Source organism: Variovorax sp. 10N420, assembly GCF_056394705.1.
Genome location: NZ_JBFTIJ010000003.1, coordinates 381,662 through 405,302 on the forward strand (window position 1 = coordinate 381,662; position 23,641 = coordinate 405,302).

The following is a 23,641-nucleotide window of genomic DNA, read 5'->3' on the forward strand; positions in this document are numbered from 1 at the left end:
ACTCACCACGTCGATAAACTGCATCACTACGCCGCATACAACTCAATTGGCGTCTCAGGGAGAATATGAGCATTCGAAATTCAATCGTTGCCGCCGCAACGGCCACTGCGTTGCTGGGCTGCGCCGCGCCTTCTTCGGCGCCTTCTTCGGCGCCTTCTCCGCCGTCTTCTTCGCCAATTGGCGCTCCGACATCGCGCTCTCCGGGCCCGGGCGAAAGCAAGGCAACTGCGATAGAAGTCTGCGGACCATTCGGCGAGCGCGCATACCTGGAGCGCCTTCAATGTCCTGATGGTTCCGCGCTCGCCTACCGGCGAGTCGGCAACTTCGGCACGAGAAGCGACCTTCCGAGCGATTTCACCCGCGAAGAGGCGTCGGGATTGCTGGAGCGCAACATGAGTGGCGCGCCCCTCAAGTCCGGCGAGTCGGACTATCACGTCATCGACGGATACGAGCTTTCATGCGGCCCGGCAAAGCGCATGGTGTACATGGACATGTACCACTGCCACCAAGCGCCGCCCAACGAAGTGCCCGAGGGCTTCCAAGTCAAGCCCAACTGACTTGAGCGCCGCGCGCGTCGCTCGCGCGCAAAGCGCTCAGCGCATCCGCCTACGCGAGCAAGGCGTTCACGCGCCGCACGTAGGCCGCCGGATCTGCAGGCAGACCGCCCTCAGCCAACAGCGCCTGGTCGAACAGGATGTTCGCCAGATCATCGAAGTGATCGGAGCCTTCCAGCTTCTTGACCAGCGGATGCTCGGCGTTCACTTCCAGCACCGGCTTCACTTCGGGCGCAGGCTGGCCCGCCTGCTTGAGCATGCGCGCGAGCTGGGTGCTCATGCCGCCGTCCTGCACTACCAGGCAAGCCGGCGAATCGACCAGACGCGTCGTCACGCGGACATCCTCGGCCTTGTCCTTCAGCGCCTCCTTCAGACGCTCGAGCATGGGCTTGAACGACTCGGCGGCTTCCTCGGCGGCTTTCTTCTCCGCCTCGTCCTGGAGCTTGCCCAGGTCGACCGCGCCCTTCGCCACGCTTTGCAGCGGCGTGCCGTCGAACTCGGTGAGGTAGTTGAGCGCCCATTCGTCCACGCGATCGGTCATCAGCAGAACCTCGATGCCCTTCTTCTTGAAGATTTCCAGCTGTGGACTGTTCTTGGCGGCGGCCAGCGTATCGGCGGTGATGTAGTAGATCGCGTCCTGGCCTTCCTTCATGCGCGACTTGTAGTCGGCAAAGCTCACGCTGACGGTGTCGCTCGTGCTCGAAGCGAAGCGCAGCAGCTTGGCAATGCGCTCGCGGTTGGCAAAATCTTCGCCCAAGCCTTCCTTGAGCACCGCGCCGAATTCCGCATAGAACTTGGCGTACTTGCCCGAATCGTCCGCGTAGTTCGCAGCGGCCTCGGCGGCGGGCGTGGCGTTCTTGTCGACGGCGTCCGTCACACCTTCGGTCGGCTCGGGCGAAGGTACTGATTCGCCCGAGCCCACGTCGATCTTGCCCTCGTTGCTGTCACCGGCGGTCTTCTGCTTCTTGGCAAGGTCTTCCAGCATGCCCAGCACGCGCTTGGTGCTGCCTTCGCGGATCGCCTTCACGTCACGGCTTTCTTGCAGCAGCTCACGGCTCACGTTGAGCGGCAGGTCGGCGGAGTCGATCACGCCCTTCACGAAGCGCAGGTAGCTCGGCAGCAAGGCCTCGGCGTCGTCCATGATGAAGACGCGCTTCACATAGAGCTTGACGCCGGCGCCCTTGTCGCGATTCCAGAGATCCATCGGCGCCTTGGCGGGGATGTACAGGAGTTGCGTGTACTCGGTGTTGCCTTCGACGCGGTTGTGGCTCCAGGCCAAAGGCGCCTCGAAGTCGTGGCTGATGTTCTTGTAGAACTCCACGTACTGTTCTTCGGTGATGTCCTTCTTGGGGCGGCTCCAGAGTGCGTTCGCCTGGTTGACCGTCTCCCATTCGCCGGTCTTGACCATCTGGCCGCCCTTGTTCTCCTCGCCCTCTTTCCACTCCTCTTTTTCCATGAGGATCGGCAAGGAGATGTGGTCGGAATATTTCCCAATGATCGACTTGAGCTTCCACGCATTGAGGTACTCGTCGGCGTCATCGCGCAGATGCAGCGTGACGCTGGTGCCGCGTTGGGGCCGGGTGATCGTGTCGACCTCGAAATCGCCGGCGCCGCCGCTGACCCAGCGCACGCCCTCTTCGGCCGGCAGGCCGGCGCGGCGCGATTCGACGGTGATCTTGTCGGCCACGATGAAGCCCGAATAGAAGCCCACGCCGAATTGCCCAATGAGCTGTGCATCGGCCTTCTGGTCGCCGGAGAGCTTGCTCATGAACTCCTTGGTCCCGCTCTTCGCGATGGTGCCGAGGTTGTCGATCGCTTCCTGCTGGCTCAGGCCAATCCCGTTGTCGGCGATGGTGAGCGTCTTGGCGTCCTTGTCGAAGGAAACGCGCACGTCCAGATTGGGCTGATCTTCATACAGCGCGGGTTGGTCGATGGCCTCGAAGCGCAGCTTGTCGCAGGCATCGGACGCATTCGAAATCAGCTCCCGTAGGAAGATTTCCTTGTTGGAGTAAAGCGAATGGGTGACGAGGTAAAGCAGCTGGGCGACTTCGGCCTGGAATGGAAGTTTGGTCTTGGAGATGGTCATGACGCGGTAACTATCAAAGAGAAGAAGACGCCTTTCGGCGAACAGGGAACTTTACAAGAGCTGCAAGTGAGCGGCCAACGTGGAGAAATTCACGGACGGAAGCGCCCGGGAAAAGATCGACCCAGTAGTTGCAAAGACTTACAACACGCTAAGGCCCCAAAAAGTACTCAATGAGACTTTTCTGAGGAATATGTCCAACAGTCTCCGTAGGAGTGCACCTACATTTCTTCCGTCCCCTTCGCAAAAACCAAATTCAAACTTCTTGGAACTAACGATGAAAAAGCTGCTTCCCTTTGCCGCCCTGACTCTCGTCGCGGCCGCCTTCACGAGCGCCGCCCTTGCGGCAACAGGTCCGGCGACGGCCACGTTCCAGGTCCTGCTCACGGTCACCAAGGCCTGCTCGGTCACAGCGGGCGCAGCGTCCAATCTCAATTTCGGCTCCCAGGACCCGACAACGGCAGGCTTGGCCGCCACCAACACCTTCAGCGTGACCTGCTCGAAGAGCACGCCCTACACCGTCGGATTGCTTCCCTCGAACACCAACACCTCGGGCGCAGGCGTCATGAAAGCCCAGAACGTCGCACCGGTGACCGGCAATACGGATACCGTTCCCTATCAGCTGCGTTCCACCGCGGGTGCGACCGGAACCATCTGGGGCAATACCGCTACCAGTGCCGCGAAAGGAAACGGCGTGGGCGCGACCGGCACCGGCGCGGCGGTATCGCATACGGTTTATGCAACGATTGCAGGCGCGGCTACCAACGTGACACCGGACAGCTACGCCGACACCGTCACCGTCCAAGTCAACTACTGAGACTGAACTGCGACACCATGCGCTTGCGACACGTTGTCCCCGTCCTGCTCGGCCTTGCCTGCGGAATTGCCGCGGCAAGCGGCCTGCAGGTCTCGCCTGTCACGTTGACCCTCCGCGCCTCCCAGAACGCGGATGGCCTCTGGCTCAGCAACACGGGCGACAACGTGGTGCATGCGCAGGTACGCGTCTATCACTGGACCCAGGAAAACGGCGAGGACAAACTCACGCCGTCGCGCAACCTTCTGGTGAGCCCCCCGATATTGCAACTGGCGGCGACAGACCGGCAACTGATTCGCGTTATCCGGACAGGCGCACCGCCCAGCGGAGCCGGTGCCGTCGAGGACGCATACCGCGTGGTCATCGACGAGTTGCCGGTCGAGAACCAGGAGGCCAGGAAGGGCCTGCAGTTCGTGCTGCGCTACTCGCTGCCGATCTTCATCGAACCGGCTGGTCCCGCACCCAGCCCGCCGCAATTGACGTGGTCACTGAGCCGCCAGGGCGATCAGGCGGTCCTCGAAGTGGCCAATGCCGGGGGCACACACGCGCAACTGGCTGAACTCAATTTCGTCGATGCGTCCGGACGCCGAACAGCCGTCCATGGAGGTCTGCTCGGTTACGTATTGCCTGGCGCAAAAATGCGCTGGCCGTTGACGCCGCCGGTCGCCACCTTTGCTGCCGGTGGCTCCATGGAAACGATGGTCAATGGCAACACGGCGCAGCAAAGTCTCCCGGCCATCGAACGCGCGCGCTGAAAGTCTGTTGCTCCTCTGTAGCCTGCTGGCATGTGCCGCGCAGGCAGGGGAGCCTGCAGCCGCGGCCACGCTCGCGCCCCCGCCGGGCCTCGCCACCGCGGCTGACAGCGATCTCGCCGGTCCGAGTGGCACCGATCTTTATCTGGACCTCAGCCTCAACGGCAATCCGCAGGGTCTCATCCACTTCGGCCTACGGGGTGCAGAGCTGTGGGCCAGCGCAACCACGCTGCGCGAGCTTGGCTTTCAACTGCCTCCAGACCTCGCCGGCCCGGTGCGCCTGAAGAGCCTGCGCGGCCTGCAGATTGACTACGACCCGGCGGGCCAAAGCGTGGCCATCGCAGGTGGCGCGGAAATGCTTCGCCTGCCGACCACCGTGATCAACCCTGCGGACGTTAAGACGCAGAAGGCCAGCGCTTCGCCGGGGTTGCTGCTGAACTATGACCTCTTTGGCACGCAAGGACGGGGCGGTACGGCCAGCCTGAATGGATTCGCCGAACTGCGCGCCTTTGCCGCAGCGTATGTGCTCAGCAACACGATGCTTTCGCAGGCGACCCGGCTGGCGGGCGAGCGTTGGGATCGCCAATCGGTTCGACTGGACACCACCGTCAGCACCTCCTTCCAGGACGACATGCTGACACTGCGCCTGGGCGACACGGTCACGGCCGCTCTGCCCTGGTCACGGTCCACACGCATCGGCGGCATTCAGTTGGCGCGCAATTTTTCGCTGCAACCCTATCGGATCACTGCGCCGCTGCCGGCCTTCATGGGTTCGGCCGTGCTGCCGTCGCAGGTCGACCTGTTCATCAACGGATTGCGCCAGTCCACGAGCCAGGTGCCCGCAGGTCCCTTCCAACTCAATACAGCGCCCGGCATCAGCGGCGCCGGCAACGCGCAGGTGGTGCTCACGGATGCCCTCGGCCGGGCAACAACGATCAACTTCTCGCTCTACGACACGCAGCGGTTGCTCCAGGAAGGCTTGTCCGACTGGTCGGTGGACCTCGGCGCGGTGCGAAAGAACTACGGGCTCAGCTCGTTCGACTATGGCAATGACCCCGCCACCACGGGCGTATGGCGGTACGGCGTCAGCAACGATTTCACCATCGAAACCCACGCCGAAGCTACTCGCGGGCTGGTGGCGGGCGGTGTCGGCGGGTCCTGGCTGCTGGGGCAGGCCGGCGTGCTGTCGAGCGCTGCTGGCGCCAGCAGCAACCAGGGACGCAAGGGTTCGCTGCTCAACCTGGGATACAGCTGGCGCAACGACCGCTTCAACTTCGGCTTCGACGAGACCGTCACGCGCGGCGAGTACCGCGACGTCGCGTCGCTCTACGGAAGTCCGACGCCACGCGGCGTGGGTCGCGCAACCATCGGCTACAACACGGACAATTTCGGCAGCTTCGGCGTCAGCTACCTTTATCAGCAATACCCCCTGCAGGAGGCCACGCGCTATGCCAATGCCTATTGGTACAAATCGCTCGGACGCAGCGCGTCGCTGAATGTGAGCCTCAACCAGAACCTGAGCATACGGAGCGACCGCAGCCTATTCGTCGGCTTCACATGGGCGCTCGATGGCAACGTCACCGCCAGCGCCGGCGTTCAGCGCGAACGCGACCGCAACATCTACACCGCCGATGCGCAGAGCTCCACGCCCAGTGACGGCGGCTTCGGCTGGCGTGCCGGTGCGAGCCAGGGTGACGGCCAGACGGGCGGCCGAGGCGAGATCGACTACCTGGGCCGCTATGGCCGGGCTGTCGCCGGTGTGAGTGTGCTTGGCAACAGCAGTTATGCGTACGCGGGCAACTCCGGGTCGATCGTCTTCATGGGCGGCCAGACCTTCGCTGCTCAGCGCATCGACGATGCCTTCGCAGTGGTCTCGACCGACGGCGTGGCGGGCGTTCCCGTGAGGCTCGAGAACCGCCCGATCGGCACCACCGACAGCAAAGGCATGCTTCTGGTGTCGCCACTGAACGCCTACCAGAACAACCAGCTCGCGATCGATCCGATGCAGCTGCCGGCCGACGTGCGCATCGAGCGCGTCAAGACGCTCGCGACCCCCAGCGACCGGGCAGGCACATTGGTGCGCTTCGGCATCACGCCCGTGCGCGCAGCCGCCCTGACGCTCGTCGACGAAGCCGGCAAACCGCTGCCTGTGGGCAGCCTGGTCCGCGTCAATGGACAGAAGGGCACTGCGATAGTCGGCTTTGATGGCGCGGCCTACCTCGACACCCTGGACGCACAAAACAAGCTCGAGGTTCAGACGCCCGGCGGCTACTGTCGCGCGAGCTTCGACTACCGCAAGGAAGGCGACGGCATCCCGCAGATCGGACCGCTGCGCTGCGTCAAGGAGACTCACTCATGAATTTGTCGACCCGCCTCCGGCAGGGCCTCTTGCTGCCGCTGCTGTGTGGGGTGCTTTGGGGCCTGCCAGCGGAAAACACACAGGCCGCCGTCACGTGCACGGCGTCGATGACAAACGTCGACTTCGGCAGCGTGGACCTCGTCAGCGGCACTGGCCTGACGACCACGGCCATGCTGACCTACGCCTGCACCAATGGCAACAACGCGCGGACTTTCGCGCGGGTCTGCTTCGACGTGGGCGATGGCATCGAAGGCTCCGGCAATTTCAACCCGCGCGTCATGAAGGACACCTCCGGCAACGCGCTGCAGTTCCAGATCTACCAGCCGCCGGGCTTCAGCATCGTGCTGGGCTCGGAGTTCAACACGATCACGCCCAATCCCTATGTGTTGAATCTGGATCTCGCCAAGGGCGCCTCGAGCAGCGGCAGTGCATCCATGCAAGGGCGCCTGGCAACACCCCAGACGACGGTCCCGCCAGGAAGCTACCAAGGTCAATTCACCGGGATCCACACAGCAGTGACCGTCAGCGAAAGCACCGTGGCCGCACCGAGCAACTGCGGCGGCAACAGCACAGGGACCTTTCCGTTTACCGCCAAGGCCACCGTCATCAAGAGCTGCGTGGTTTCGGCGAACCCGCTTGATTTCGGGAGAGTGGACGGCTTGCCGGGCGCTGCCAATGTCGACAAGTCGACCACCATCGGCGTGATGTGCTCCAAGCCCACTGCATACACAGTGGCGCTGACACCTTCCAACAACAGCACCACCGGCGCCGGCGTCATGTCGCCGGCGACCACAGGCAATGCGGACACCGTCGCGTATCGGCTCTACAGTGATGCCAGCCGCGCCATTCCATGGGGCGACCAAGTGGGAACCAATGCGCTCCAGCGCACCGGCGACGGGACGACGCAGTCACTGACCGTGTATGGGCGCGTTGTGGGCACCAGCGTGAACGTCAGGCCCGACGATTACAAGGACATCGTTACCGTCACTGTCAGGTATTGAACGGCTAGTAGGTCACGGAGACGGTGTGGAGATCGCGGGGATTTGCCGCGAGGCCCTGGCGCCTGTCGAGGTTCAGTTGCCTGTCGAGGTCGCTTTCGCGCCCGTCGACCTTCAGCGTTGTCTCTCCGACACTCGTGAAGCGATATTCGCGGCCTCCGATGACGATCGACCGGGTGTTGGTCCACACGCGACAGATGTAGCCGTCGTTCACGGGTGTCACCTCCAGGACCTTGAAGACGGGGCGGACCACGAGGCTGATCTTCAGCTGAGTGGTAGCGGTGGTGCCCTCCCCCCGCAGCGGCTGCGCCCCGCTGGGCGGCGGGAATTGGGGCAACATGCAAAACGCGATCAGCGCCGCCACCCGCGACAGGCTCGAGCCCGGCGGGAGGGCGCGGAGAGTGCTTCTGGACATCTGGCTCACGTTGGCGGCAAGGACTTTGGACGTCGCGTGACGCCCTATAGCCCTATATCGGCACGTTCACCAGAAAATTCAGTCCCTAAAAGCTATTCGCCCCTATTCCCGACTTTCGCGACTTCGGGCTTCGGGCTTCGGCAATCAGTGCGGCGTGCCGGACGTAATGCCGGCCATGCCGGTCGATTGACCCAACGCTTCGGTCTGCATCGGGTGAGACGCTTCGACCGCGCCCTTGTAGACCTCCTCGCGCGTGAGGCGGGAGTTCCCCATGGGAGCGGATGTCGACTGGCCGACCGGTTCAGTTCCGGTCGGACGCGCCGCATCCATGGCGCCCTGGCTCACTTCAGGCCTGGGGGCCGTACTGTTGGACTGCATTGGACGATAGTCCGACCCATCCGAACCTTGGGTGGTCTGCTGCGCACTGGCAGTCATCGACGCCAAGGCGGCGAGAGTTGCAAAGGTACCTACGGCTAGAACTTTGACGGAAGCGTGCATGAAAGTCTCCTCGGGTTTGATCGGCCGCGCGCCGCGGCGCGAAAGGCGCCGCGAAGGACCTGCTACCACTCTAGGGAGCCCCTCTGAGCCCGGAGTGAGCGAAAAATTAGCTCACGATGAGAGCTCGGGATGAGCCTGACAAATACACCCGCGCGATGAGCCCGGCGCCATCCGATCTGTTCGCGAGCACGATGCGCAGCCCATTGCGCAGCGCCGCCGACCGCGCAATGGCAAGCCCAAGACCGCTGCCGCCAACCGGCCCTCCCGCAACGCGGAAGAACCGGTCAAAAACGCGATCCAGCTGATCGGGCGGAATGCCCGGACCGTTGTCGAGCACGTCCACCACCGCATCGCCGTCGACCATGTGCAGCCGCACGTCCACCACCCCGCCCTGCGGCGCATAACGTACGGCGTTGTCGATGAGGTTGTCGAAGACGCTGCGCAGCTCGGCCGCCGGCGCGGCGACCATCGGCGCAATGCGGCCCTCGAAGCCCACGTCGATCTGGCGCTGGTCCGCCAGCACCATCAATTGCCCCACACTGTCGCGCAACAGCGCGGCCACGTCGACCGGCCCGCTGGCCGCCGCGGCCGTTGTGCTCGGCGTGTCCTGCCGGGACAGGCGCAACAACTGCTCGATGAGGTGCTGCGCGCGCTTCACGCCGCTTTCGAGCTGGGCGAAGCGCTCGGCGGCATCGCCGGCCGGCACGTGGGCGCGCAGGTTCTCGATCTGCAAGCCGATCGCCGCCATCGGCGTGCGCAGCTCATGCGCCGCATCCTGCATGAAGCGGCGCTGGGTCGAAAGCGTGTTTCGCAACCGCCGCAGCAAACTGTTGAACGCGGCGACCAGCGGCGCAATCTCTTCCGGCACGCGAGCGATCGCCACCTCGCGAAGATCGCCCTCTTCCTGGGCGGCCACGTCGCGCGCGACGACCCGCAGCGAGCGCGAAGCCGCCGACACGATGAAAAGCAAGATCAACAGCGTCACCGGCAGCATCAACAGGATCGGCAGGCTTTCGAGCAGGGCACGGCGAACGATGCGGTTGCGACGGAAGCCATCGTTCTGCACCACCTGCACGCGCGGCATGCCGTCAATCTGCCCCGGCGCCGCGGTGTAGATGCGCCACACGTCCTCGGCCTTTCTGCCCATGGTGAGGTCGCTGAAGCCGGGCTCCGATTGCAACGGCACCTCCAGCGCCGGTGACGAAGTGGCAATCAGCGTTGCGCCGTCGGCACTCCAGACCTGGACCACGAACGCGCCGCGCCGAACGGCATCGTCACGGCTCACCGCTTGCAAAGGCGGAGGTCGGTGGTGGATTGCATGCGACTCGGCCAGGAGGCGCATCTGGTCGTCCATGAAGTTGTTGACCAGGCGACCATAGGCACCGTAGGAGAACCAGACGGTGGCAGCGATCGCCACCACATACAGCGCCACGAGCCACAGCAGGAGCCGTCCGCGCAGCGAGCGAAGTCGAAAAACTGGCTTCACGCCGGGACGACTCGCCAGCCGAGCCCGCGCACGTTGCGTATGGCCTCGGCGCCGAGCTTTCGCCGCATGCCATGGATCAGCACGTCGATCGCATTGCTGGTGACTTCATCGCCCCAGCCATAGATGCGTTCCTCCAACTGCTCGCGCGACAAAATCGCGCCGGGCCGCTCCAGCAGTGCGTGCAGCAATGCGAACTCGCGCGCGGTCAGCACCTCGCGCACGCCATTGACGACGACGTCGCGGGTGGTGAGGTCGAGTTGGAGCGCCGCCGTCCCGATCACCGAATGGGCCGCGCCATCACGGCGACGCACCACGGCCCGCATCCGCGCCAGCAGCTCGCGCAGCTCGAAAGGCTTCAGGAGATAGTCGTCGGCGCCGAGGTCGAGCGTCTGGATCCGGTCGTCCAGCCCGTCGCGGGCGGTCAGCACGAGCACCGGCGTTGCGTCCCCGCGCTTGCGGGCGCGTCGAAGGACTTCAGTGCCGTCTTCCTTGGGCAGGCCGAGGTCGAGCAGCACGCAGGTGTAGCCACCATCCGCCATGGCGCTGTGCGCCAGTGCGCCGTCACGCACCCAGTCGACCGACCAGCCGGCGTTGTCGAGCGCATGCATCAGGCTGCGACCGATCATTTCATCGTCTTCCACGAGCAAGGCGCGCACGGGGTCTCCTTGGGTCCGACACACAATTCCAAGGGAGGCTACGCCTGATTTGTTAGGCATGCATGAGGGCGCAGTCAGCCCTCTGCATGCCGCACCGGCAACTTAGTAGTCGGCGCTCGCCCGTTCGCGCTCGGAGAGTGTCCGCTCGAGAGCCGCCATTCCGACCGGAACGTTCAGGCTGGCGCCATTGGCCTCCATGCTGAGGCCCAGTGCATGCAGGGTCCTGAACAGGTTGTGCTCGCGGCACTGCTCGCCCATCTGGCCGATCCGCAAGATGTTCAACCCAAAAGACCCGGCGATTTCCACCTTGTGGATGCTCGACATGTACGCCCGAACCCCGTCAGCGGAAACGGCTTCCGGGACATTGATGCCGATGACTGAATTCAACCTCGACGCCCTATCGACCAGCAGTGTCAGCCCCATGGCCTCGATGCCCGCTTGCAGCGCCTCGGAGCAAACCAGATGGCGATGGAACCTCGCCTCCAGGGTCTCTTCGCACACGAGGCGCAGCGCTTCATGCAGGGCGAGGATGCCGGATACAGGCGCTGTGTAGTGGTAGGAATTCTGATTCCAGAACTTGTCCGCGAGCTTGGCGTCCAGGCACCAATGCGGCAAGACACTCTTGCGCCCTTCGATGGCTTGCCAGGCGCTCCGTGAGAACGCCAGCAGCGAGACGCCAGGGATCGACGACAGCCCCTTCTGCCCGCCTGTGATGACCGCGTCTATTTGCCACGCATCCATGTCCAAGCGCATCGTGCTCAGAGTGCAAACCGCGTCGACGATCACGAGGCAACCATGAGCCTTGGCGAGGGCAGCGATGGCTTGGAGCTCTGCATTCCAGACGGTATTGGAAGTCTCGCCCTGGACAATGGTGAGGACATCGTAGGACTTGCTCTGCAGACAGGCTTCAACGGCGTCAGGGCTCACTCTGCGATCTCCCGAGACCTCGAGAACGTCAACGTCTCCGCCGACTCGCCGCGCCATTTCGGCCATTCGTTGACTGAAGTACCCGTTCGCAACACTCAGGACTTTGGAGCCGGGAGCCACGAGGTTCGTGATCGCCATTTCCATTGCTGCCGAGCCGGGGCCGGCAACGCCGAGAACGTGCGGCGACTCGGTCTGGAACACGTAGCGCCCCATCGCTTTCACTTGATCGATGACCGCGCCCATCGTCTCGCCCAGATGATTGATGACGATGGAATTTGCATAGGCGACCCGGTGAGGAATGGGAACGGGGCCGGCGCCCATCATCAATAGGGGCTCGTCAGGAAGGATGCCGTCGAGGGATCTGATGCGCGGCGGCGAAAAAAAGGGAGTCATGGGGCGGAGTGAATGTTCGGCGTGTTGATGGGTTGCGAGCGCGCTATCTTGCACATTTCGCTCACAGCGAGCCCCACCGCCTCCTGATTTCTGGCCGAAATTTGCTGCTTCTTGACCATCTCCGCCGATCTGGATGATTGCGCTTGGTCAGCTTCTGCTGGGAACGCCCCCGCAACATGACCCTGTCTCGTCACACATCGTTTCAGGAGCATTCCGGATGAAGTTTTCTCTCAGGGCGGCGCTGGTGGTAGCCGGCATGCTGGGCGCTTGGGCCGCTCAGGCGCAGCAACTTCCGGCAGACGCGCCGGCCGGCACCACGGTCCAGTGCAAGGACGGCAGCTATGCATCGCCCGACAGCAAGTCCGGCGCCTGCCGTGGCCACAAGGGAATCAAGACATGGTACGGCAAGGCGGACGGCAAGGGCGCCGCAGCGGCATCGGCACCCGCTGCGCCCGCAGCAAACACCGCTGCAACACCTGCTGCCACCACCGCAAAGGCCAAGACGACGATGCCGCCCGATCCCTCGAAGATGACGGCCGCAGCCGGAGGCGGCGCGGGGAAGGTCTGGGCCAACGACGAGACGCAGGTCTACCACTGCGTGGGCGATCGCTACTACGGGAAGACGAAGAAGGGCGAATACATGACGGAAGCCGAGGCCAAGGCCAAGGGAATGCACCCCTCGCACAACAAGGCCTGCTCGTAGTCTCGCGGCGGCTCTCGAGTCGCCGGCCCGTCAGAAGCGTTCGTTCGGACCCAGGTAGCGCCACTGCCCGCCGGGCAGGTTGCCAAGCACCACATTGCCGATGCGGATGCGCTTCAGGCCCACGACCTTGAGGCCGACGAGTTCGCACATGCGGCGGATCTGGCGCTTCTTGCCTTCCGTGAGCACAAAGCGCAATTGCTCGGGGTTCTGCCAATCGACGCGAGCCGGCTTGAGCGGCTGCCCGTCCAGGCTCAGGCCATGGCGCAGCTTGGCCAGTTGCTCGCGGGGAAATGCCGCTTGCGAGTTCTGCGCGACGGGCCCGTACGACACGCGCACGAGGTATTCCTTTTCGATGCCGGAGTCTTCGCCGATCAGTTGACGGGCCACGCGGCCGTCCTGCGTGAGCACCAGCAATCCCACCGAGTCAATGTCGAGTCGGCCGGCAGGGGCCAGGCCGCGCAACTGAGGCGGCGAGAAGCGATGGCGGCTGGGGTCTTCGCGCCAGTGCGTGCGGGGATTGATCAGCACGATCGCGGGCTCATGCCCGTCTTCGGCCTGTCCGCTCACGTAACCCATCGGCTTGTGAAGCAGGATCGTGACTTGCTGCTGCTGTTGGTGCTGCGCCTTCTTGTCGACTTCGATGCGATCGGCCGGCGTCACCTTGACGCCCATCTCGGCGACCTGTCCGTTCACCTTGACCCAGCCCTGCGAGATCCAGTCATCGGCCTCGCGGCGCGAGCACAGGCCCAACTCGGCCATGCGTTTGTTGAGACGGGAAGCTTCGGGGATATCGGACATGGGTCGGCTGCGGTCGGGTAGCCGAAGATTCTCGGTGATTCGCGGGGGAACAGGCTCAAGGCACCAGCCGATAGCCCACTGCCGTCTCGGTGAGCAGATGCCTAGGCTGGGCCGGATCGGCTTCCAGCTTCTGCCGGAGATGGCCCATGTAGATGCGCAAGTAATGGCTCTGCTCGCCATGCGACGGGCCCCACACCTCGTGCAGCAATTGGCGTTGAGTCAGCACGCGGCCGGCATCGGCGATGAGGACCGACAGCAGGCGGTACTCGGTCGGCGTCAGATGCACCTCTGCATCCGCACGCCGCACCAACCGGGCGGTGCGGTCGACTTCCACATCGCCGAAGCGAAACACCGGCTCGGGCTCCTCGCCCCCGGTCGCCGCGCGCGGCCGGCGAAGGTTCGCGCGAACGCGGGCCAGCAGTTCGCCCGTGCCGAAAGGCTTGGTCAGGTAGTCGTCCGCGCCAGCGTCGAGCGCCGCAATCTTGTCGGCCTCGTCCGTGCGCGCCGAGAGCACGATGATCGGCACGCCCGACCATCCCCGGACGTCGCGAATGAGCGAAACACCGTCGCCGTCCGGCAGCCCGAGATCGAGCACCAGCAGATCGGGCTGGCGCGTGCCAGCGGCTGCGAGGCCATCGCGAAGCGTGCCGGCCTCGTGCACCTGCCAGCCTTCGGCTTCCAGCGCACCCCGCACGAAGCGGCGAATCTGGGGCTCGTCCTCGATCACGACGGCGGTAGGGCTGGGCATGGTGGCGTCAGATGGGAAGAAGGGTTGATTCCGGTGCCTCCGACGGCACCGGCGGTGCGCGACGCGGCAGCGTAACGACGAATTCTGCCCCGCCACCGACCGCGTTGGCCGCGGTGATCTCGCCGCCATGCGCACTCACCACCGCCTTGCAGATCGCCAAGCCCAGCCCCACGCCCGGCGTCACGGATTCGGCCTGGCCGCGCGTGAACTTGTCGAACAGTGTCTGCTCACGCCCCTGCAGCGCCAGCGGCAGGCCCGGGCCGTGATCGCGCACGCTCAGAACCAGCGCACGGTCGGTCACGCGCGCGCCCACGACGACCGGCGCTGCGCCGTACTTGCCGGCGTTCTCCAGCAGGTTGACCAGCACACGTTCGATCAGCACCGCATCGAACTCCACCAGGGGCAGGTCCGCAGGCAGCGCGGTCTGTATGGTCATGTCGCCGAGCGCGGGCCGCGCGGCCCGGATGGCCGAGCCCACCACCTCCTCCACCGACTGCCAGTCCCGCCGCAAGTTGACGGCACCGCCCGAGATGCCGCTTTCCAGGCGCGCCATGTCGAGCAGGTTGCTGACGAGCGCATGCAGTTGATGGGCCTGCGCGACGATTGCGCGCGCAGCGGCGCGGTGTTCACCGCCCGCATCCGGCAGCGCCTGGAGCGACTCCGCCAATGCGATGAGCGCAGTCAGAGGCGTGCGGACGTCGTGCGATATGGCGCCGAGCAGGGCATTGCGCAGCCGCTCGGATTCCATCTCGACGACGGCCCGTTGCGCTACTTCGACGTAGTGCACGCGCTCCAGCGCGATCGCGATCTGCCGCGCGAGCGTATCGAGCTGCCGCGCTTGCTCAGGGATCAGCAGCCAACGCGGCTGTGCGGGTTCGAGCGCGAGCACGCCGCGCACACGCATGGGCGCTTTCAAGGGAACGTAGTGCCAGGATTGCGCCGCCAGCGTGCTCGTCGCGAGCCCAGCCGGCTGGCCTTGGCGAAGCGTCCACTCGGCAACGCTCGCATCGAAGCCGAGCGGGCGCTGATCCGGCACGGCGAGGCGATCGCTCGCGTCGGTCACCAGCACCAATGCGTGGCCGCCGAAATGTTGCTCGACCGCCGCCCTGCCGAGCGCCGCGACCTGGGCGCTTTCCAGCGCGGCCGACAGATCGCGGGCCAGCTCGAACAACGACTGCGCCCGCCGTTCGCGGCTCGCCGACACACCGGCCGCGAAACGCAGGCCCGCCGTCAGTTGGCCGACGAGCAGGCCCACAGCCAGCATCACTCCGAAGGTCACGACGTATTGCACATCACTGACAGCGAACGAAAACCGAGGCGAAACGAAGAAGAAGTCGAAGGCCGCGACATTGAGCGTCGCAGCCAGCGCGGCCGGTCCGCGACCGAATCGCATCGCCACCCCAACCACCCCCAGCAGGTACAGCATCACGATGTTGACCAGCTCGAGCACACCCACCAGCGGCATCGCGACCAAGGTGATCGCAATGCTGGTGGCTGCTGCCCATGCATAGCCATGCCATCGGGCACGCGAGCGGTCGGCATCTTCGACGTCCAATTCGGCACGGTGGGGGCCCGATCGGACCTGCACGAGCCTGCGCGAGCTCTCGGCGCGCGCGACTTCGACGATGTCGACGCCCGCTGCGAGGCGCGCCAGTTCATGCGTCAGTCCGGGCGCCCACCATCGCCAGCGTGCCCAGCCCGCAGCGCGTTCCGGCCGCCCCACCACCAGCGTCGCGCAATTGAGCCGCTGAGCCTGGGCGGCCAGTTCTTCGGCGATGCCGACGCCGGTCAGCACCGCCGTTTCCGCGCCCAGTTCTTCGGCCAGTTTGAGCACGGCGAGGATGCTGTCACGCTCTTTCGCATCCAGCCGTTGCAGGCGCGGCGTCTCGACATAGGCTGCATGCCAACGCACGTTGAGCTGGCCTGCAAGGCGCGCCGCTGCGCGCACCGTTTGTCCCGCGCCTTCATGCGGACCGACGCAAGCGAGGATCGCACCCGAAGTGTTCCATGCCGGCGGCCCCGCATCGCCCTGCGGACCGGACTGTTCGACACGCCATCCGCGCACGTCGTCTTCGACATGCTCCGCAGTTCGGCGCAGTGCGATCTCGCGCAGCGCGATGAGGTTTCCCTTGCGAAAGAAGTTCTGCGCCGCGCGTTCGGCCTGCTGCGGCAGATAGACCTTACCCGCCGCCAGACGCGCGGTGAGCTCGTCGGGCGTGACATCGACCAGCACCACCTCGTCGGCTTCATCGAGCACCGTGTCCGGCACGGTCTCGTGCACGCGCACGCCAGTGATGGCCCCGACCGTGCCGTTGAGGCTTTCCAGATGCTGGACATTCAGCGCGGACCACACTTCGATGCCAGCGGCGAGCAGTTCCTGCACGTCCTGCCAGCGCTTGGCGTGACGCGAACCCGGCGCATTGGTGTGGGCCAGTTCGTCGACGAGCAGGATGGCCGGCCTGCGCGCGAGCGCGGCGTCGAGATCGAACTCCGCCAGCTTGTGACCACGGTAGGCGACTTCGCGCAAGGGCAGCGTGCCGAGCCCCGCGAGCAGCGCTGCGGTCTCGCTGCGCCCGTGCGTTTCCACGACACCGATCAGTACGTCGCGGCCGGCGGTGCGTTCGCGCTGCGCGGCGCTCAGCATCGCCCACGTCTTGCCGACGCCCGCGCTGGCGCCGAAATAGATGCGCAGCTTGCCTCGCCGCGAGCGCTCGTCCTCGGCGCGCAACTGCGCGAGCAGCGTGTCCGGGTCAGGGCGAAGATCGTCGTTCATGAGGCGATGCGCCGCAGGTTAGCTCAACAGTGACGCTGCCGATCGCACTAGCGTTCCTCCGGCATCACGGCGAGGGTTGCGCATCCAGCGCGAGATTGATCGCCAGCACGTTGACACGCGCCTCGCCGAACAGGCCCCAGAGCCGCGATTCGGTATGGGCATCGATCAGTTGATCGATCTGGTCGACCGGCAGGTTGCGAAGCCGCGCGACGCGAGCCGCTTGATAGCGCGCAGCGGCCGGGCTGATGTCCGGATCGAGCCCGCTCGCGGATGCCGTGACCAGATCGACCGGCACGGCCACCCTGTTGCCCGGATCGGCTGCGCGCAGTGCTTCGATACGACCCTTGACTGCATCGGCCAGCGCAGGATTGAGCGGTCCGAGATTGGACCCACCGGAGGCGCCGCCGTTGTAGGGCATCGGCAAAGTCGCAGACGGACGACCCCAGAAATGCTTCGGATCGCTGAAGTTCTGCCCGACCAAGGCGGAGCCGACCGGCACGCCGTCGCGCGTCACCAGGCTGCCGGCAGCCTGCGATGGAAAGACGGCCTGCGCAGCACCCGTGACTGCGAGCGGATAGAGGATGCCGGTGAGCGCACTCAGCAGCACGAAGAGCACGAGGGCGGGGCGAAGAATGTTTTTCATGGGAAGCGCCTTGGAGCCTGGTCAGGCTTAAATCAGATGCACTGCAAGCAGCAGCCAGTCAATCAGCTTGATGCCGATGAAAGGGACGATCAATCCGCCGAGTCCATAGACCGCCAGGTTTCGCCGCAGCAACGCGGCAGCGCCGACGGGCCTGTATTGCACGCCCTTCAGCGCCAGCGGGATCAGGAACACGATCACCAGCGCATTGAAGATCACCGCCGACAGGATCGCCGAGGAAGGGCTCGCGAGCCGCATCACGTTAAGCGCGGCCAACTGCGGGTAGGTCGAAACGAAGATCGCCGGAATGATGGCGAAGTACTTCGCGACGTCATTCGCGATCGAGAAGGTGGTGAGCGAGCCCCGCGTCATCAGCAGCGCCTTGCCCGTTTCGACCACTTCGAGCAGCTTGGTCGGATTCGAGTCGAGGTCGACCATGTTGCCCGCCTCCTTCGCGGCCTGCGTGCCGCTGCCCATTGCGACTGCGACGTCGGCCTGCGCGAGCGCGGGAGCGTCGTTGGTGCCGTCGCCGGTCATCGCGACGAGTCGGCCTTCGGACTGATAGCGGCGGATCAGTGCGAGCTTGTCCTCCGGCGTGGCTTCGGCGAGGAAATCGTCGACGCCGGCCTCGGCGGCGATGGCTGCCGCCGTGAGCTTGTTGTCGCCAGTGATCATCACGGTCTTAATGCCCATGCGGCGCAATTCAGCGAAGCGGTCCTTGATGCCGGTTTTGACAATGTCCTTGAGCTCGACGATGCCCAGCACCCGATGGCCTTCAGCCACGGCGAGCGGCGTGCTGCCACGGCGCGCGACTGCATCGGCGGCGCGCAGCACCTCGGCTGGCATGGCTCCGCCGATGCCTTCCACATACCTGCGCACCGCGTCGACCGCGCCCTTGCGCAGGTTGATGCAATCGGCGTCCAGGCTGTTCGGCAAGGACGGCAGGTCGACGCCACTCATGCGAGTCTGCGCGGTGAAGGGCACGAAGTGCGCTCCTTCGACGGCCCGGTCGTCGGCCCCACCGCGGCGCGCCAATTCGACGATGCTGCGGCCCTCGGGTGTTTCGTCGGCCAGAGATGCCAACAGTGCGGCGCGCGACAGCTTCTCCTGCGAGATGCTCGGCGCGGCGAGAAAGGCGCTGGCCTGTCGATTGCCGTGCGTGATGGTGCCCGTCTTGTCCAGCAACAGCACATCCACGTCGCCCGCGGCTTCGACTGCGCGGCCTGAAGTCGCAATGACGTTGGCCTGCATCATGCGGCTCATACCGGCCACGCCCACTGCGGACAGCAGGCCGCCGATGGTCGTGGGGATCAGGCACACGAGCAGTGCGACCAGTGCCGTCATCGACACCACCGTGCCCGCACCGGCGGCGGCGACGCTGAACACTGAATAGGGCAGCAGCGTGGCGGTCACCACGAGGAACACGATGGTCAGCGCAACCAGCAGGATCGTGAGGGCGATTTCGTTCGGCGTCTTCTGGCGCTTGGCCGCTTCGACCATGCCGATCATCCGATCGAGAAAAGACTCGCCCGGATTCACCGCAATGCGTACGACGAGCCAGTCCGACAGCACTCGCGTGCCGCCCGTCACCGCGGAGAAGTCACCGCCCGACTCGCGCACCACAGGCGCGGACTCGCCGGTGATCGCGCTTTCGTCGACGGAGGCAACGCCTTCGATCACTTCGCCATCGAGCGGGATCACGTCATGCGTTTCGACCAGAACGACGTCGCCACGCCGCAATTCGGGCGCCTGCACCGGCAGCCACTTGCCACCGTGAAAAGGCTCGACCATCTTCTTGGCCCAGGTGTCCTTGCGCAGCCCGCGAAGAGACGCTGCCTGCGCCTTGCTCCGTCCTTCCGCCAGGGCCTCGGCAAAGTTGGCGAACAAGACGGTGAACCAAAGCCAGAGCGAGACGGCCAGCGCGAAGCCGGCCGACATGCCGGCCTCACCCGGATAGCTCAGCGAATGCACCCAGAGCAGCGTCGTGAGGATGCTGCCGATGTAGACGATGAACATCACCGGGTTGCGCCATTGCACGCGCGGACTCAGCTTGGTGACCGATGCCCAAAGCGCAGGACGCAGCAGAGTGGGGTTGACCAGCGAGAGCGAAGTTTTCGTTTTCATGTTCTTCACTTCCAGAGCACGAGGTGCTCGACGACCGGGCCAAGCGCCAACGCCGGCACGTAATTGAGCAAGCCCACCAGCAGCACGGTGCCAATCAGCAGCGTGACGAACAGCGGACCGTGCGTGGGCATGGTTCCGGAGGTCACCGGCAAGCGCTTCTTGGCGGCCAGCGCGCCAGCGATCGCCAGCACCGGCACGATGACGCCGAAGCGGCCGAACCACATGGCGACGGCCAGCAGCGCGTTGTAGAACGGCGAGTTGGCCGAAAGACCCGCGAAGGCGCTGCCGTTGTTGTTGCCGGCCGAGGTCAGTGCATAGAGGATCTCCGAGAACCCATGCGCAGCTGGATTCGCAATGCCGGCTTTGCCCGCGTCAGCGATGACCGCGATCGCAGTGCCAGCCAGCACGAGGATCGGCGTCACAAGGATCGCGATGGAGGTCAGCTTCATCTCGTAGACCTCGATCTTCTTGCCGAGGTACTCCGGAGTGCGTCCGATCATCAGCCCCGCGATGAAGACGGCGAGGATCGCGAAGATCAGCATGCTGTAGAGACCCGTGCCTACACCGCCGAAGACGACCTCGCCAAGCTGCATCAGCACCATCGGCACCATGCCGCCCAGCGGCGTGAACGAGTCGTGCATCGCATTGACCGCGCCGCAGGAAGCGGCGGTAGTGATGGCGGCGAACAGCCCTGATGCAGCAATGCCGAAGCGCACTTCCTTGCCTTCCATGTTGCCGCCCGCCTGCAACGCGGTAGAGGTCTGGTCGACTCCCAATGCACCTATCAGCGGATTGCCCGCCTGTTCCGCGGGAATGATCACGATCACAGCCAGGACGAAAAGCACCGTCATTGCCGCGAGCACGGCCCAACCCTGGCGCAGATCGCCGACGACACGGCCGAACGCGAAGCACAGCGCAGCCGGGATCAGGAAGATCGCCAGCATCTGGACGAAGTTCGCCAGCGCCGTCGGGTTCTCGTACGGGTGCGCCGAATTGGCATTGAAGAATCCGCCGCCATTGGTTCCCAGCAGCTTGATGGCCTCCTGGGAGGCGACGGGGCCCATGGCGAGTGTCTGCGTGGCGGTGCTCGCGTCTTCGGTGACAGGATTGCCCTGCGCGTCCTTGAGCGGTTGACCTGCCGCATCGACCTTCGGGTTTTGGTACGCCGTGGCCTCGACCGTGGTCACCGTCTTGTAGGCGTCGAAATTCTGGATCACTCCCTGGCCAACGAAGAACATGGCGATCACAAACGAGATCGGCAGCAGGAGCCACACCGTGACGCGCGTCACGTCGACCCAGAAGTTGCCGACCGAGCCTCTGCCGTCGGTGTTGCGCGCCGCAAAGCCGCGTGCCAGCGCGAAGGCCACCACGATGCCAGTCGCGCCAGAGAGGAAGTTCTGCACCGTGAGTCCGAGCATCTGCGTGAGATAGCTCATCGTCGATTCACCGGCGTAGCCTTGCCAGTTGGTGTTGCTCACGAAGCTGACGGCGGTGTTGAACGCCGAATCGGACGACACGGCGCTCATTCCCGAGGGATTCAAAGGCAGCCATGCCTGCAGGCGTTGCAAGCCATAGACTGCCACCGCGCCGATCGTGTTGAAGGCCAGCAGCGCGACCGCGTAGGTGCGCCAGTGCATCGATTGCGCGGGCGACGCGCCGGCAAGCTTGTAGAGCGGAGCTTCGATGCGCTGCATCCAGCGCGGCAGGCGCCCGTCGCACAGCATGGCCAGATAGCGCCCGAGTGGCCACGCGAGCACGCCCAGCACGGCGAGAAAGAGAGCCGGCAAGGCCCAGCCTGCGGTGTCCATCAGAACTCCTCGGCGCAGATGAGCGCGAAGACGAGGTACGCGAACAGCACCACGGCGATGAGGCCGCCGAATCCATAGATGACTTCGAGGCCAATCACGAGCGCTCTCCCTTCGGCGCTTCGAGCCTGGAGAGCCCGGCGACCATGCCGACCATCACGATCCACAGTGCCGCCAGAGCGGCAATCCACACGATGTCCATCTGAACACTCCTGCATGCGAGACAAGGGCTTCAGTCTCGGCAGGAGCGCATAAAAACGGGGAACAGACTCAGCCAGTGGCCGTAAAGAAAGCGTAAATGCGGGCGGCGGGCAAGCCCGTGCGTGCGCGATTTCACGCAAGCTGCGGCTATTGCAATAGCGAGAGCGCAGTCGTGAAATCGTTGCTATCTGCCGCTCGGCGTGGTGCGTACAAACCTTCCTACGTGATTTCGAAAGGGCACACCATGAACTCCGAAGCCATTGCACTGGTCGTCGACGAGCCGATCGCCGGACACTTCTACTGGGTTCTCCAGAAGCAGGACGGCCCCGACTGCCGACCCATCGACGCAGCCGAAGGCCCGATGCCGACCTATGGCGCGGCCATGATGGCCGGCATCGCAGCACTGCAACGCCGGGCCGACGCACACGGACCGGGCGCCGACATTCCCATCGTCACGGCCTTCGTGGACCCGTTCGAGGACCTCGGTCCGCCAACCGTCCACTGAAGGGCTCGCCGCCATGGCGGCACTCGCGATTCGATACGGCGGCCATCTCGAATCGCGTGTTCTCGGGCAGTCTCGTTCCGGCAAACTGACGGCGCACATGCGCCGCTCCCTGCCGGCGCCTCGAACGACGAGACACCCACCATGATCCGAAAACTCCTCACCGCCGTCAGCGCCATGACCCTGGCGCTGGCCTTTGCCGCCGCTGCGCAGGCCCAGTCCTATCCGTCCAAGCCGATTCACATGATCGTGCCGTTCCCGCCCGGTGGCGGCACCGACATCCTCTCGCGCCTGGTCGCGAACAAGCTCACCGAAGTCAGCCACTGGACCGTCGTGCCTGACAACCGCGCGGGCGCGGGGGGCACCATCGGCATCGCCGAAGCAGTGCGTGCCGCGCCCAGCGGCTATGAGATGGTGATGGGCCAGAAAGACAACATGGTCGTCGCGCCATGGCTCTACAAGAATCTTAGCTACGACCCCACCAAGGACCTCACCGCCGTCGCCCACGTGGCCTACACCCCCGTGGTGATCGTCACCCGCAGCGACTCCAAGTTCAAGACGCTGGCCGATGTCGTCAATGCCGCACGCGCAGCGCCCGACACCGTCACCTTCGGCTCGCCCGGGAACGGCACGACCATTCATCTTGCGGGCGAGATCTTCAACTCGGCCGCCAAGATCAAGATGCGCCACGTGCCTTACAAGGGCTCCAACGCCGCGATGATGGACGTGCTGGCCGGCAACGTCGACTTGATGGTGTCGTCGCTGCCCTCCGCGATGGGCCAGATCAAGTCGGGCAAGCTGCGTCCTCTGGCGGTGACCTCGTTGCGCCGCAGCAGTTCGTTGCCCGACGTGCCGACCGTGGCGGAACTGGGCTACAAGGACTTCGACGTGAGCACGTGGTATGGCCTCTTCATGCCCGCCGGCACGCCGAAAGACATCGTCGAGAAGGTCAACGCCGAAGTGAACAAGCTGCTCGCGACGCCCGACATGAAGGCCGCGATCATTGCCCAGGGTGCGGAGCCGCAGAGCATGACGCCCGAACAGCTGAGCACGTTGCTCAAGAGCGACTATCAGAAATGGCGCGGCATCGTGCAGGCATCCGGAGCGAGTATTGAGTAACACCCCCAGGCTTGCCCACTTCGTGTGGCCGCCCACCCCCTGCCGGGGCAACACCGGCGGCCCGGCGAAGCCGGTTCCGCGGTGTTTCTGTTGCTCGCCCCCAGGCTTGCCCACTTCGTGTGGCCGCCCACCCCCTACCGGGGGCAACACCGGCGGCCCGGCGAAGCCGGTTCCGCGGTGTTCCTGTTGCTCGCCCCCAGGCTTGCCCACTTCGTGTGGCCGCCCACCCCCTGCCGGGGCAACACCGGCGGCCCGGCGAAGCCGGTTCCGCGGTGTTTCATCGACGGGCCGGG

General features: G+C 64.9%; 21 protein-coding genes. 8 read left to right on the forward strand and 13 right to left on the reverse strand.

Features of this window, described 5'->3' with window-relative positions; all coding sequences use genetic code 11:
* The first annotated feature begins 392 nt into the window (after window positions 1–392).
* Entirely contained in the window at window positions 393–557 is a 165-nt protein-coding gene (locus AC1DEK_RS09845; protein WP_478125039.1) for a hypothetical protein, read from the forward strand.
* A gap of 49 nt (window positions 558–606) precedes the next feature.
* Here the strand turns inward: AC1DEK_RS09845 and htpG are convergent, their stop codons facing one another.
* Complete coding sequence (gene htpG, locus AC1DEK_RS09850) at window positions 607–2,640, reverse strand: molecular chaperone HtpG (protein ID WP_478125040.1); 2,034 nt, start codon at window positions 2,638–2,640, stop codon at window positions 607–609.
* 274 nt (window positions 2,641–2,914) lie between these two features.
* On the opposite strand from htpG, the gene AC1DEK_RS09855 reads away from it, so the two are divergent.
* Genes AC1DEK_RS09855 through AC1DEK_RS09870 form a run of 4 tightly spaced genes read left to right on the forward strand, consistent with a single transcriptional unit; the run spans window position 2,915 to window position 7,563 of the window.
* Window positions 2,915–3,454, forward strand: coding sequence for a Csu type fimbrial protein (locus AC1DEK_RS09855; protein WP_478125041.1), 540 nt, complete (start codon window positions 2,915–2,917; stop codon window positions 3,452–3,454).
* 17 nt (window positions 3,455–3,471) lie between these two features.
* Window positions 3,472–4,206, forward strand: a complete 735-nt coding sequence (locus AC1DEK_RS09860; RefSeq protein ID WP_478125042.1) for a fimbrial biogenesis chaperone — start codon at window positions 3,472–3,474, stop codon at window positions 4,204–4,206.
* Window positions 4,207–4,213: 7 nt separating this feature from the next.
* Window positions 4,214–6,562 carry a fimbria/pilus outer membrane usher protein gene (locus tag AC1DEK_RS09865; RefSeq protein WP_478125043.1) on the forward strand — a complete coding sequence of 783 codons (2,349 nt, stop codon included), beginning with the start codon at window positions 4,214–4,216 and terminating at the stop codon, window positions 6,560–6,562.
* Window positions 6,559–7,563 (forward strand): Csu type fimbrial protein, encoded by a 1,005-nt coding sequence (locus AC1DEK_RS09870; protein ID WP_478125044.1) that lies wholly within the window; start codon window positions 6,559–6,561, stop codon window positions 7,561–7,563. Before AC1DEK_RS09865 ends, AC1DEK_RS09870 begins: the two co-directional genes overlap by 4 nt.
* Before the next feature lie 4 nt (window positions 7,564–7,567).
* Here the strand turns inward: AC1DEK_RS09870 and AC1DEK_RS09875 are convergent, their stop codons facing one another.
* The 5 genes from AC1DEK_RS09875 to AC1DEK_RS09895 all read right to left on the reverse strand — a co-directional run bounded on the left by AC1DEK_RS09875 (window position 7,568) and on the right by AC1DEK_RS09895 (window position 11,935).
* Complete coding sequence (locus AC1DEK_RS09875) at window positions 7,568–7,975, reverse strand: hypothetical protein (RefSeq protein ID WP_478125045.1); 408 nt, start codon at window positions 7,973–7,975, stop codon at window positions 7,568–7,570.
* Window positions 7,976–8,119: 144 nt separating this feature from the next.
* Window positions 8,120–8,473, reverse strand: coding sequence for a hypothetical protein (locus tag AC1DEK_RS09880; protein WP_478125046.1), 354 nt, complete (start codon window positions 8,471–8,473; stop codon window positions 8,120–8,122).
* Window positions 8,474–8,579: 106 nt separating this feature from the next.
* A complete protein-coding gene (locus AC1DEK_RS09885) occupies window positions 8,580–9,959 on the reverse strand; it encodes an ATP-binding protein (protein WP_478125047.1) in 1,380 nt (459 codons plus the stop codon).
* Window positions 9,956–10,615, reverse strand: a complete 660-nt coding sequence (locus AC1DEK_RS09890; RefSeq protein WP_478125048.1) for a response regulator — start codon at window positions 10,613–10,615, stop codon at window positions 9,956–9,958. The genes AC1DEK_RS09885 and AC1DEK_RS09890 overlap by 4 nt, the downstream gene beginning before the upstream one ends.
* 102 nt (window positions 10,616–10,717) lie before the next feature.
* Window positions 10,718–11,935: a pyridoxal-phosphate-dependent aminotransferase family protein gene (locus AC1DEK_RS09895; RefSeq protein ID WP_478125049.1), complete on the reverse strand. Its 1,218-nt coding sequence runs from the start codon at window positions 11,933–11,935 to the stop codon at window positions 10,718–10,720.
* A gap of 217 nt (window positions 11,936–12,152) precedes the next feature.
* Here AC1DEK_RS09895 and AC1DEK_RS09900 point away from each other — a divergent pair, with 217 nt between their 5' ends.
* On the forward strand, window positions 12,153–12,638 hold the full coding sequence (locus tag AC1DEK_RS09900) for a DUF3761 domain-containing protein (protein ID WP_478125050.1): 486 nt from the start codon (window positions 12,153–12,155) through the stop codon (window positions 12,636–12,638).
* A gap of 30 nt (window positions 12,639–12,668) precedes the next feature.
* Here the strand turns inward: AC1DEK_RS09900 and AC1DEK_RS09905 are convergent, their stop codons facing one another.
* From AC1DEK_RS09905 to kdpF, 7 genes are all read right to left on the reverse strand, one after another.
* Window positions 12,669–13,436 (reverse strand): pseudouridine synthase, encoded by a 768-nt coding sequence (locus AC1DEK_RS09905; protein ID WP_478125051.1) that lies wholly within the window; start codon window positions 13,434–13,436, stop codon window positions 12,669–12,671.
* Window positions 13,437–13,491: 55 nt separating this feature from the next.
* On the reverse strand, window positions 13,492–14,184 hold the full coding sequence (kdpE, locus tag AC1DEK_RS09910) for a two-component system response regulator KdpE (protein WP_478125052.1): 693 nt from the start codon (window positions 14,182–14,184) through the stop codon (window positions 13,492–13,494).
* A 7-nt stretch (window positions 14,185–14,191) separates the two neighbouring features.
* On the reverse strand, window positions 14,192–16,957 hold the full coding sequence (locus tag AC1DEK_RS09915; protein ID WP_478125053.1) for a DUF4118 domain-containing protein: 2,766 nt from the start codon (window positions 16,955–16,957) through the stop codon (window positions 14,192–14,194).
* Between the two features lie 64 nt (window positions 16,958–17,021).
* A complete protein-coding gene (gene kdpC / locus AC1DEK_RS09920; RefSeq protein WP_478125054.1) occupies window positions 17,022–17,600 on the reverse strand; it encodes a potassium-transporting ATPase subunit KdpC in 579 nt (192 codons plus the stop codon).
* A gap of 27 nt (window positions 17,601–17,627) precedes the next feature.
* On the reverse strand, window positions 17,628–19,721 hold the full coding sequence (kdpB, locus tag AC1DEK_RS09925) for a potassium-transporting ATPase subunit KdpB (RefSeq protein WP_478125055.1): 2,094 nt from the start codon (window positions 19,719–19,721) through the stop codon (window positions 17,628–17,630).
* Window positions 19,722–19,726: 5 nt separating this feature from the next.
* Complete coding sequence (gene kdpA, locus AC1DEK_RS09930; RefSeq protein ID WP_478125056.1) at window positions 19,727–21,529, reverse strand: potassium-transporting ATPase subunit KdpA; 1,803 nt, start codon at window positions 21,527–21,529, stop codon at window positions 19,727–19,729.
* Window positions 21,529–21,627, reverse strand: a complete 99-nt coding sequence (gene kdpF, locus AC1DEK_RS09935; protein ID WP_478125057.1) for a K(+)-transporting ATPase subunit F — start codon at window positions 21,625–21,627, stop codon at window positions 21,529–21,531. Before kdpF ends, kdpA begins: the two co-directional genes overlap by 1 nt.
* Before the next feature lie 344 nt (window positions 21,628–21,971).
* On the opposite strand from kdpF, the gene AC1DEK_RS09940 reads away from it, so the two are divergent.
* Window positions 21,972–22,232: a hypothetical protein gene (locus tag AC1DEK_RS09940; protein ID WP_478125058.1), complete on the forward strand. Its 261-nt coding sequence runs from the start codon at window positions 21,972–21,974 to the stop codon at window positions 22,230–22,232.
* A 141-nt stretch (window positions 22,233–22,373) separates the two neighbouring features.
* Window positions 22,374–23,348: a Bug family tripartite tricarboxylate transporter substrate binding protein gene (locus AC1DEK_RS09945; RefSeq protein WP_478125059.1), complete on the forward strand. Its 975-nt coding sequence runs from the start codon at window positions 22,374–22,376 to the stop codon at window positions 23,346–23,348.
* Window positions 23,349–23,641: the final 293 nt, after the last annotated feature.